8 protein-coding genes are annotated in these 11,669 nt (G+C 69.9%); 6 read left to right on the forward strand and 2 right to left on the reverse strand.

All coding sequences use genetic code 11. The features are described 5' to 3' along the window. Positions 1-34 precede the first annotated feature (34 nt). A complete protein-coding gene (locus DMA15_RS21290; protein WP_125514373.1) occupies positions 35-1,054 on the reverse strand; it encodes an alpha/beta hydrolase-fold protein in 1,020 nt (339 codons plus the stop codon). Positions 1,055-1,212: 158 nt separating this feature from the next. On the opposite strand from DMA15_RS21290, the gene DMA15_RS21295 reads away from it, so the two are divergent. Further along, a complete protein-coding gene (locus DMA15_RS21295) occupies positions 1,213-2,898 on the forward strand; it encodes a serine/threonine-protein kinase (RefSeq protein WP_125514374.1) in 1,686 nt (561 codons plus the stop codon). A gap of 254 nt (positions 2,899-3,152) precedes the next feature. On the opposite strand, the gene DMA15_RS21300 is transcribed toward DMA15_RS21295, so the two are convergent. Continuing rightward, positions 3,153-7,988 carry an FtsK/SpoIIIE domain-containing protein gene (locus tag DMA15_RS21300; protein WP_125514375.1) on the reverse strand — a complete coding sequence of 1,612 codons (4,836 nt, stop codon included), beginning with the start codon at positions 7,986-7,988 and terminating at the stop codon, positions 3,153-3,155. A 247-nt stretch (positions 7,989-8,235) separates the two neighbouring features. Here DMA15_RS21300 and DMA15_RS21305 point away from each other — a divergent pair, with 247 nt between their 5' ends. From DMA15_RS21305 to DMA15_RS21325, 5 genes are all read left to right on the forward strand, one after another. Beyond that, positions 8,236-8,535 (forward strand): WXG100 family type VII secretion target, encoded by a 300-nt coding sequence (locus tag DMA15_RS21305; RefSeq protein WP_125514376.1) that lies wholly within the window; start codon positions 8,236-8,238, stop codon positions 8,533-8,535. 164 nt (positions 8,536-8,699) lie between these two features. Then, complete coding sequence (locus DMA15_RS21310; protein WP_125514377.1) at positions 8,700-9,008, forward strand: hypothetical protein; 309 nt, start codon at positions 8,700-8,702, stop codon at positions 9,006-9,008. Beyond that, entirely contained in the window at positions 9,008-10,381 is a 1,374-nt protein-coding gene (locus DMA15_RS21315) for a hypothetical protein (protein WP_125514378.1), read from the forward strand. Before DMA15_RS21310 ends, DMA15_RS21315 begins: the two co-directional genes overlap by 1 nt. Then, entirely contained in the window at positions 10,381-11,067 is a 687-nt protein-coding gene (locus DMA15_RS21320; RefSeq protein ID WP_125514379.1) for a hypothetical protein, read from the forward strand. The genes DMA15_RS21315 and DMA15_RS21320 overlap by 1 nt, the downstream gene beginning before the upstream one ends. A gap of 1 nt (position 11,068) precedes the next feature. Then, complete coding sequence (locus DMA15_RS21325) at positions 11,069-11,665, forward strand: hypothetical protein (RefSeq protein ID WP_125514380.1); 597 nt, start codon at positions 11,069-11,071, stop codon at positions 11,663-11,665. Positions 11,666-11,669: the final 4 nt, after the last annotated feature.

Raw genomic sequence — 11,669 nt, forward strand, 5'->3', positions numbered from 1 at the left:
CAGGCGTCAGGCGTCAGGTGTGAGGCGTGAGGCGTCAGGCGTCCGGGATCGGCGCCTGCATGTGCTCGCTGATCCACTGGATGGGCCCGTCGGCCATGGCAGGGACATAGGTGCGGGCGTTGTGCTCGCCGCCCCGGATGACGTTGAGGCGGGTCTTCACGGGGCCCTTCCCGTACGTCTTGATGAACGAGCGCAGGCTCGCCTGGCCGGACTCCCCGGAGCCGATCTGGAAGGCGAGGTCGACCTCGGGCCCCTTGCGCTCGACGAGGCGCCGGGCCAGCCTGCCGGGGTCGTTGGCGCGGCGCTCCTTCTCGTGCCCGGCCCAGAGCGGCGAGTCCGGAACGGTGTCGGGTCCGCTGGCGATGACGGCACGGAACTTCTCCGGATGCTTCAGCACCGACTTCAGCCCCACGAAGCCCCCGGACGACGAACCCATGAAGGCCCAGCCGTCACGGGACTTGAAGGTGCGGAAATTGGCCTTGACGAAATCGGGGACGTCCTCCGTCATCCACGTACCCATTCTGGGCTGCCCCGGTATATCGCTGCCGTCGTAATAGTTCTTGGCGTCCGGATTGAGCACCGGCATCACCACGACGAACGGCAGGCTCTTGCCCTCCCGTGACCACTTGGCGATGCTGCTCTCCAGCTTGAGGTCGGTCCCCATCCAGTAATTGTTGGGGTAGCCGTTGCCGCCCGGCAGGGCTATCAGTACGGGAAAGCCACTCTTCGCGTACTTCGGGTCGAAGTACTGCTTCGGCGCCCAGACCCATACCTTGCCGGTGAATCCGGACTTCTTTCCCTTCAGTGTCGTCACGCCGATCTTCGTGCCGTCCTCCAGGGTGCTCTCCGTGGTGAACGCGGACTTCGGTCCGGTGGGCAGCAGCGTCTTGTCGGCCGCCGCGCCTTTCCCTTTCGCCCCGGGCGTCGCCTGTGACGACTTCGGGCCGTCGAAAGTCACCGGGTCGCCCTTGTCGGAGGAGCAGGCCGACAGGAGCAGGGTCGAGGCCAGGGCGGTGGCGGTGGCGAGGGCGAGGGTGGTGGGGCGGCGGTTCATGGGGACCTCGGGGAGGGGGAGGGGACGTAGGTGCTCAATACGGTCATTACTCCCATGTAGAGGGGAGAGCGGGCGGGGCCGTTCCCTCGGGCGGTTCCCCACTACGCTGATCAGCGCGCGCGAGGGTCCGGCCGCGCGCCTGGGGGGAGGCCAACGTCATGCGACCGCTCGAAGCCGACGAACCCGCCGTGATCGGCCCCTACCGGCTGCTCGGCCGGCTCGGCTCGGGCGGCATGGGCCGGGTCTACCTCGGCCGCAGCGAGGGTGGCCGCACGGTCGCGGTGAAGATCGTGCATCCGCACTTCGCGCTCGACGAGGAGTTCCGCGCCCGCTTCCGGCGCGAGGTCGACGCGGCCCGGCGGGTCGGCGGCGACTGGACCGCGCCCGTCCTGGACGCGGACCCCGAGGCCGCGGTGCCGTGGGTCGCCACGGGGTACGCGGCCGGGCCCTCGCTCACCGAGGCGGTCCGGGAGGGCGCGCCGCTGCCCGCCCACTCCGTACGCGTCCTCGGCGCGGGCCTCGCCGAGGCGCTGGCGCACGTCCACTCCCTGGGGCTCGTCCACCGCGACGTGAAGCCGTCGAACGTGCTGCTCACCCTCGACGGGCCGCGCCTGATCGACTTCGGCATCGCGCGCGCCACGGACGGCACGGCCTCGCTCACCTCCACCGGTGTCTCGATCGGCTCGCCCGGCTATATGTCGCCCGAGCAGATCCTCGGCAAGGGCGTCACGGGAGCGGCGGACGTCTTCTCGCTGGGGGCCGTCCTGGTCTACGGGGCGACGGGGGAGTCCCCCTTCCCCGGCGACTCGTCGGCCGCGCTGCTCTACAAGGTCGTCCACGAGGAGCCCGAACTGGGCGCCCTCGAAGGCGACTTGCGGGACCTCGCCGCGGCCTGCCTCGCCAAGGACCCGGCTGCCCGGCCCGCCCCCGCGGAGCTGGCCCGCCGCCTCGCCCCCGAGGGCACGGCCCGGCTGGTGGCGGCCGGGTGGCTGCCGGGGCCCGTGGTGGAGCGGGTGAGCCGCAGCGCGGTGCGGCTGCTCGACCTGGACACGGGGTCTGGGCCGGTGGCCTTCAACAGTGCGGCCGTACCGGGGTCGTTCGGGCCCCCGGACCCTTCGTACGCGGCCCCTTCGCCGCACGACGCACCGCCCACGTCCGGCGCTTCCGGCGCCTCTCCGGCGTCCGGCGCTTCTGCCGCGTACGCCGATGAAGCCGCCGCCGCTTCCTCCCTGCCGGAAACCCGCCCACCCGGCAAGCTGTCCGTCTCCGTGGCCGCCACCTCCACGACCGAGGGGGTGAACGGGCGTGGCCGCAAGGTGAGTTGTACGGTCGCCCTCGCCGTCGCCGGGGCGATGGCCGCCGTCACGGTGGGCTCGGTCTTCGTCTTCGGGATGCTGCCGAAGGACGACGACGCGTCGAAGGACTCGGACGGCGGACAGGAGCCCCCGGCGGCGACCGCCCCGGCCGACCCCTCCCAGGACGACGGCGCGGGACGGGTCCCCGGGGCCTACCTCGGCAAGTGGCGCGGCAAGGCCGACGCGAGCGGCGGCACGATCCCCCTCGGCACGTTCGAGGTCACCCTGCGCCAGGCGGAGCCGGGGGAGCGGGTCGGCGCGGTGGTCCAGCACGATCTGATCGGCAACACCTGCACGGACGTCCTCACCCTCAAGTCGGCCTCGGCCAAGGAACTGGTGGCAACCGGCAAGGGCGCCAAGAGCAACGGCGGCCAGTGCGCGCAGACGCCCCACACGGTCACCCTGCGCCTCGACGGCAAGGCCCTCAAGTACACCTCGGACGACCCGGACGCGGGGGACCCGAAGGCACGGCTCTCCCGAATCGACTGAGCAACGCCCCTGCCGGGCCGGGCCGCACCATGCCACGTCGCGCCGGGGCGATTTAGCCCGGCAACCCCCGGAACCCGTTCCCCGGCCGCCGCTCTCGTGACGCCGGTGCAACGGCGGCCAGTGCGCGCAGCCGCGGGACCCCAAGGCGCGGCTGCCCCGCATCGACCGAGCCGCGCCGCGCCACGCCGTGCGATGCCGCGCCACGCCGCGCCGGGGCGATTTCGCCCCGGCAACCCCCTCGGAACCGCCCCCCCCTACAACGGAGTCGTCAACGTAGCCAGTTCGCCGTTGCCCAGATGCAGCATCCCCTTGCCCGGCGTCACCGGCCCGCCGACCACGCTGCGTGAGATCCGCAGGCCGATCAGGTCGCCGCTCGAGCTGTCCTGCGGGGAGAGCAGAATGCCCCGGCGCCCCTTCTTCGCGTCGACCTGCCAGCCCGAGAAGCCGCTGCACACGTCCTCCTCGTCACCGGCGAGCACCATCGCCAGGCCGAGGTCCGCGCCGCGCTGGATGATCCGCTTGAAGTGGCTCGCGGCGTCCGCGTCCTCCAGGATCTCGGCGTCGTCGATCAGTACGACGACCGGGTCCTCCGGCGACGCGTCCGCCTCGTCGATCAGCTCCTCGAACTCGTCCTCGTCGATGTCGTCACCGGTGAAGACCTTCAACACGCCCTCCTGGCCCTCCAGTTCGCGAAGGGGCGACTGGCGCGGGGCCGCGACGACGAGACGTACGCCCTGGGCGCGGAACGAGCGCGCCATGTTCAGCAGCACCGTGGAGCGGCCCGACTTCGCCGGGCCCGCGATGACGAACGCGGGCACGCCCTGCGCGAGGTCGGGGCCGTGGCCCATGACCTCGTCGCCGCCGATGCCCACCAGCGCCCACAGCTTGGAGCGCGAGGCCTCCGGGTCGCGCAGCTCCCACGCCTCCTCGAAGGAGATGCGGCTCGGCAGCGTATCGACGCGGAACGGCCTGCGGTGGCGCGGCACATCCGCGTCGCGCGCCGCGGCCTGCTCGCCGATCGCGGCGATCGCCGCGGCCTGCCCCTGCCCCGTGGAGTCCTCGGAGAGCAGCGCGAACTGCGTCTCCGTACCCGACTCGTTCTTGAAGGCGCGGCCCGGCGCGATCTCCTCGGGGACCTTGCGCGCGGGAATGCCGAGCATCGAGAAGTCGGAGCGGTCCGCGAGGCGCAGACCGTACTTGTCCTCGGTGAGCGAGGAGATACGGCCCACCAGGATCTGCCGGTCACCGGTCATCACCATGTGGATGCCGACGCTCGCGCCTTCGCGCATGATCGTGGTGATCTCGTCGGTGAGCGAGCCGTGGTCGATCTCGCCGAGCGTGGGCAGCCAGCCCTCCCAGCGGTCGAGCAGGACGACGAGGTGCGGCAGGCGCTCGTCCTCGGCGGCGTCGGCCCGCTGCTCGCCGATGTCCGCGTACCCCTTGTCGGCCAACAGGTCCTGGCGCCGGGTGAGTTCACCCTTGAGCCGGTTGATGAGGCGCACCACGCGCTCGGTCTGGTTACGGCCGACGACCGCGCCGCAGTGCGGCAGCCGGGTCAGGGCGTTGAGCGCGCCGTTGCCGCAGTCGATGCCGTACAGGTGGACGTCGGCGGAGGAGTGCGTACGCGCCAGCGAGCCCGCGATCGTGCGGAGCACCTGCGAGCGGCCGGAGCGCGGGGCGCCGCCGATCATCAGGTGGCCGAAGGTCGCGAAGTCGACGACGACCGGGCGGCGCGCCTGGTCGGCGGGCAGGTCCTCGATGCCGTACGCGGCGGGCGCCAGGGCGCCGGGTGCCGTGCGGGGCGCGGGGACCGGGATCTCGTCGAGCAGCAGCTTCTCGCCGAGGGCGGGCAGCCACGGGCTGTGCTGGGCGGGGATGCCGAGGGTGTGGTTGGCCTCGATGATCGTGTCGACAAGGACCTTGAGGTCGGTGATCTCCTCCTCCTCGCGGGCCTCGGCCTTCGGCTTCACCAGCGAGGCGCGGCCCAGCGCGGCCCAGTCCAGGGCGTCGGCCCAGGGCGCGAGGGCCCTCGGGTCGGCGGCACCGGGGCGGCGGCCACCGACACGCCCGGACTGGAAGGGCACCAGGGAGGCGTGGCCCAGACGTACGTACGCGCGTCCCGGGGTGTTCTTGGAGATGTGCCCGGCCTCGGGCGAGTCGATGACGTCGCTCGACTCGCCGCCGTCGGTCACGCGCAGCGCGATGCGGAGGTTGGTGTTGGCGCGGATCTCGGGGGAGACCACACCGGAGGGCCGCTGGGTGGCGAGCAGCAGGTGGATGCCGAGCGAACGGCCTCGCTGGGCGATGTTGACGAGGCCCGTCACGAAGTCGGGCAGGTCGCGCACCATCGAGGCGAACTCGTCGATGACGATGAGGAGTCGGGGCACGGGCGGGTGTGAGGGATCGCGCCGCACCAGGTCCTGGTAGTCCTCGATGTCCTTGGCGTCGGCGTCGGCGAGGATGTGCTCGCGCCGCTTCAGCTCGGCGCCCAGCGACTCCAGGGCGCGTTCCACGAGGTGCGCGTCGAGGTCGGTGACCATGCCGACCGTGTGCGGCAGCTTCACACAGTCCTTGAACGCGGAACCGCCCTTGTAGTCCACGAGGACGAAGGTCATGTTCTCGGGCGTATTGGCCACGGCCAGGGCGGCCACGATCGTCTGGAGCAGCTCCGACTTACCGGAACCGGTGGTACCGGCGATCAGGCCGTGCGGGCCGTCCTTGCGCATGTCGATGCCGAACGGACCGTCGTACGACTCACCGATGACGGCCATCGTCGACTGCCCGCCCGCCTGCCAGCGGGCCGCGATCGCGCCGGGCGTCGGCGGTTCGAGCTCCAGCACGTCCAGGAGCCGGCTCGACGCGGGCAGCGCGGAGTCCTCGGTCTCCCCGCTGATGTCGCGCAGCGGCGAGACGGCACGGGCGAGCCGCAGGCACCAGGAGGGGGACACGAAGTCGGGGCGTACGTCCGTCAGACGCTCGGCGCCCGTCATCTCCACGCGCAGCCGCAGCTCCCGCGGGGCGTTCTCCTGGGCGGGGTCGGAGGCGGTCCGGTGCCAGGCCTGGAAGGAGGGGAAGCCGCCGCCGGGGGGCGGCTGCGGCACGCCGCCGTACTGTGCCTGTGCCTGTGCCTGCGGCTGTGGTGCCTGGCGCGCCAGGCCGTCGAGCTCCCGGGGCTTGGGCTCGGCGACGACGAAGGCCTGGCACTCGCCGGGCAGAAACCGTTCTTCGGTGTCGAGGCAGAGGGCGAACATCCGCACGGCGGGCCCCTCGCGCAGCAGCCGTACGACACCGGGAAGGGACCGCAGCCGCCGGGAGCCGTCCCACACCACGACGATGTCGGGGTCGGAGAAGGCGGCGCCCTGACCCCTGTTCTCCTCCATCGCCTTCACGCGCGCGTCGAGGATCTGGGTCAGCTCGCCGATGCGGGCACCGACGGTCTCGGCGTCCGTGCCGATGAGTACGTTGATGTCCTGGCCGCCCGACGGCCTGGCGTGCGGCAGCCAACGCACCCAGTCCCAGGTCTCCTTGGCGGTGTTCTCGGTGAGGACGTAGAACTGCACGTCCATCGGGCTGTGCAGCGTCGCGGCCTGCGCCACCGCCCAGCGGCCGAGGGCGGTGGCGGAGTCGTCGGGGCCCGCGATGCCGATGACGCCGAGGCCCTTCAGGGGCAGCGCGACGGGCGCGTCCTCTATGTGCCAGGTCACCTGCCGCCGGTGCTCGTCCTTCTCCGGGTCGTCGAGGACCACCTCGGAGGGCAGCCGTCCGGTACCGACCCGGATCAGCAGATGGTCGGCGTCGGTCCGGCGTCGCTCCCACAGACGGGTGCGGGGCCCGGTGCCGAGGGCGAGGACGGTCGCGGGGTCGGGGATGGCGTGGCGCCGGTCCATCCGCTCGGCGACCAGGGCGTCCTGGGCGTCCTTCTCGATCCGCGCCTTGGTCTCCTCGTACTCCTTGACCTGCTTCGCATGGGACTTGCGCCCGTGCTTCTTGTCCATGAAGTAGTTGCCGAAGAGCATGATCGGGCTGAGCCCCGCCATGATCAGGTAGTACCAACGATTGAAGATCATCGCGGCGACGACGGCACCGACGAGCGGGAAGAGCGCCATCAGCCAGGGCAGCGGCCGCGCCTCGAACTCGCGGGGCGGGGACGGCAGCCGGAAGGTGGTCTGCCGCTCGGGTGGCCGGAGCCGAGGGGGCCGGTTGTAGTCGAGGCCCGCGCCGTCCTCGGACCACTTGAGGGCGGCGTTCGGAGGGGTGTAGCGGGCGAGTTCGAGGAGGGTGTTGCCGAGGGCGATCTGGGCGCCGAGGGGCCACTGGACGGTGTCGCGCCGGGGCCCGCCGGCGCGGCCGCCGGCCCGTCGCTGCTGCTTCTCACGCTTGGCGCGGGCCTTGGCCCGCTTCTTCCGCGCCTTCTCGCGCTTCTTCCGGGCCTTCTCCCGCTCCTTGGCCAGCTTCTCGGCGTCGCGAGGGCTCCCGGAGGCCCGCCCGAGCCCACCACCTGCCCCCTCTATACCCCCCGTCCCCTCTATCTCGTCTGTCTCCTCGGGCTCCTCGCCGAAGGGGGCGCCGTCGAGGGTGACGCCGTCCTTGTCCTTCTCCTCGCCGTGCAGGGTGACTTGGCAGGTGCCATCGGTTGCAACTGACAACGTGAGGGCGCGCGACGCCATCTCGGGATCATCGATCCGGATGTACGAGGCGGGCCCGCTGCCGATGTCGTACCGCCCGATGCCGAGCCGGTGCACGGCTCCGGCGGAGGGCCCGCCGGCGACGCGCAGCTCGACCAGGCCGGAGGGCTCGCCGGGCAGGCAGCCGGCGGGGTCGTCGAGGCTGACGACGGCGCCTTCGCGCAGCGGCGAGGTGACGACGGTGGCGGTGGGATCGACGGCGTACCCGTCCACATAGATCATCGGGCCACCGCCGGCGGCGGAGTGCGGACCCTGCCCGATCGGAATGATCTGCGCACCGCTGTGGCCGACCTGCCGGGCCAGTTCCACCGCGATGTCCCGCACGGTGGACTCGGGATCGGCATCGAGGACCACGTCGGCGGAGCCCCCGCCGAACGGATCGACGACGGTCAGAGTCAGGCGCACGACAGTCCTCCCCGGAGCTGGACAATGGGCCTGACGATATCCGCTCCACCCTTCCCACAGGCAACGCCCTGTGCCCGGTCTCACCGCGGAACCGGGGGCGCTCTCATGGCAGACCTGTGACTCGACCGGACTGGGATCCCATCCGCCCCACCCGTAAGCTGCTGGCGCAAGAGCGGACGATCACACCATCCGCTCAACGGGAGCCACGGGGGTTGGCCCTGCGGCGAGTTGATGAGGAGAGAGCCACATGGCCAAGGACCTTGATGTCACATATCAGGACATGCGCGACGCGGCCAAGCACGTGGTCAAGGAGAAGGACAAGCTCAACGAGAAGCTTGACGGCCTGAAGAAGTACATCAAGAACCTCGTCGAGACGGGCTTCGTCACCAAGAGCGCCTCGAAGGCGTTCGACGAGAACTTCGACGAGTTCGTCGAGGGCGCGAAGAAGACGCTCGAGGGCCTGGACGGCATGGGCGACTACCTGACCAACGCCGCGGACAAGTACGAGCAGATCGATGATGAGCTGGGGCGGGCTGCGAAGAAGTAGCAGCGGGCGCTCGCCAGGGGAATGGGGTGACGGGGATCTTCCTGTCACCCCATCCTCGTCGGCGGCTTGCGGCGGGAGGCGGCGGGGCGCGGCGGGACGTGTGCGCGGATGGTTCGCAGGTGGGAAACGACGGGGTGTTACGAGGGAGCCGAGGAGGGGCGCTCGTGGGCGAGAGCACGCGGATCGACGACCTGAACGTGATCCGGGAGATGGGGCTCGGGCTGGGTCGGATCAAGGACGCGTTCGACGGCCTGGGGAAGCTGAAGGGGCAGTACGAAGGCGACTTCGGTGAGCATGACCTCTCCTGGCAGTTCGGGGACTTCGTGGAGAACTGGGAGAGCCACCGCGAGGAACTGGGTGGCGAGATCAAGCGCCTGGCCGAGATCGCCAAGGCTGCCGCGAAGACGTACGAGAGCATCGACAGTGAACTGGCCAGAGTGCTGCGCGAGTCAGACAGGAAGAAGAAGTCCTGATGGCCGGTGCGCGCCCCAGGGACTGGCAGCCCTTGGCCGACGGCGACCCCGTCCCCGGCGACCCTGATCGACTGGAGCAGCTGGGCCGCAAGCTCCGCAAGACGGCCGACGAGCTCGAACGGCAGGTACGTCATCTCAAGGCTGCGTCCGAGGTGGAATCCTGGGACAGCGACGCCGGCAAGGAATTCCGCGAGAAGGCGAAGAAGTGCCGCGGCCGTTTGGAGGCCGCGCACAAGCGCTATGAGGCGGTGGCCGGTGCGATCGGCGACCGGATCGTGGACCACGGACCCGACTACGAGTCGAACGCCGCAGCCCGGCCAGGCGGTTACGCCACTGAACTCCACCGCGCTCAGCGGATCGCGGAGATCGCCAGGCAGGAGGCCAAAGACGCCGAGGCCGACAAGAGCGCAGCCCAGAAGGGCCTGGATGGTCTGTCCGGTGATTCCGGCAAGGCAAAGGGCGATGGGGGAGAAGGCGGCAAGGGTCGCAAGGAGAAACTGGAGGACCGGGCGGAGTCCGCGGGCAAGGCCTTGGAGGCGGCCCGGGACAAGCTGCGGAAGGCCCAGGAAATTCGCGACGCGGCCGCACGTAAAGCGCGTGAGGCCATCGACGATGCGATCTCTGACGACGCTCTCAAGGACGGCTTCTGGGACGACTTCGCAGGCTGGGTCGAGGAGCTGGCGAAATGGACCGAGAACATCTCCAAATGGGCTGGAATCGCCGCGCTTGTCGTCGGCTGGATCCCTATCATCGGCCAAGGGCTTGCGGGCCTCCTGGGAGCGATCTCCATGGCCGCCACACTGGTCAACATCGCGTGCACGGCGGTTCAGGTCGGTATGGGTGACGCGTCCTGGACGGACCTCGCGACGGCGGCGGTGGGCTTGCTGATGATGGGGGCGGGCAAGGCGATGACCAAGGTCAGCGGCCGCTACGCCAAAGGCATGCTGGACCGCATGCAGCTCGCCAAGGGGGGCAAACAGACTCCCCGGCAGACCAAACGGAACCGCCATAAATTCAATCGTGACGCGGGAGTCGTGAAGGGGCTCGAGAAGGGCGACATCTCGAAGTCGGTCCGGGAGCCCATCACCGAGATCTTCAAGGGCTCCACCTGGAGTGACGCCTTCAAGGGCGGCTACCGTGAGTCGGTACGGGTTCTGAGGGACCGCGGGAATGGCAGCGTCTTGAAGGGAGCCGGCAAGTCGGTGACGCTGGCGGACCCCTCCGCGGCATCAGCACTCAACGAAGCAAAGCACTTGGGCAAGAGCCTGGGTGACGGTTACGCGGTCAACAAGTTGTCGCGCCAGGCAACAAAATTGAGCGTGGCCGGTAGTGGAGTCACAGCCGGTGGTCTATTCATTGACGAGGTGTCTTAATGGCTCAGGAGCAGGAGCAACAGGAATCAGGCGGGGGCTTTCCAGGACCCGAGGATGATTACCTCGTCGATTTCGACTTCGGCGGCGACTGGCTCGGTTTGACGCTCCACGAGGGCACGCAAGAGGAGGCCCGGCGGGTGGCCGCGGACCTCGTGGAGCAGTTCGACCCCTTGCGTCTCGGCGTCAGCAAGACAGCCTTGCAACACGAACTGGAGAACCTCGCCCTCACGGCATACGAGTCGGGCCCGCTCTTGACGAGGGTCGCGTATACGGAGGGGGGTGAGTTGTTGGCGGACCTGTCAGTCCTCGCCTACGGAGAGGACGGCGTTCCGCGGCCGTCACCCGAGGAATATCGACCGATGCTGTTGAAGTGGTCGTACGCCGAGGTGAAGGGCGAACCTCAGGTAACCGAAGTCGAGTTGCCGATCGGGCCGGCTGTCCGGGTGCAGGCCGTGCTCGCTGAGAAGCGGCGCTTCGGATGGGGCAAGAAGCTCAGCGAGTGCCTCAGATACTGGGTCTGGCCGACCGGTCAGGAAGAGATCCTGCTGGTCGAGGCGAGGTGGCTCAATTTCGAGCGCACAGACGAGTTGACGGAGCTGGTGGACCGGCTGGCGCCGACGATGCGCCTCGTTCCAGGCGCGGAGCCCGCAACCGACCATGCCCCCGAGCCCTCCAGCGAGTCCTGACATGGCCCTCCGCACTGAATGGGACACACCGCCGAGCGACTACACGATCTTCGTTCCCGCCGGTTGGTTCCAGCTGCACCTCGACCCCGACGAACGCGACCGCGGTATCGCCGCGCTGGCCGACCGGCAGTTCGCTGGCATCGACCACGCGCCCGTACTCAAAGAAAACCTGATGAGGGACCTGCAGAAGCAGGCAAAGGCGGCATACCGCTCAGGTGGTCTGGAACTGTACATCTCACTTCTGACGGTCAGGGGCCTGCCGCTGGCGTCCTCACTGCTCGTGAGCCTGCTGCCGGAAGGTTGGCCGGGCTGTCGCACGCCGTACGACCTGGCCCGGCGGCTCGCGGAGACCGGCCGTCGGGCCGAGGTGCGCAAGCTGGAGGTCGCGGGCGACGCCGTACGGGAGCAGCGCACCGAGGGGCCCGACCCCGAGCGACAGATGGGCAACACGCTCGACACCACGACCGTGATCTACCACGTGCCTGTCCCCGCCAGCGAACAGTGGCTGACTCTTACCTTCTCCACTCCTATGGAAGGCCTGGCTCCGGCCATGGTGGAACTCTTCGACACCGTGGCCGGGACACTTCACTGGGAGTAGACGA

The organism is Streptomyces sp. WAC 01529, assembly GCF_003945545.1.
Taxonomy (GTDB): domain Bacteria; phylum Actinomycetota; class Actinomycetes; order Streptomycetales; family Streptomycetaceae; genus Streptomyces; species Streptomyces anatolicus.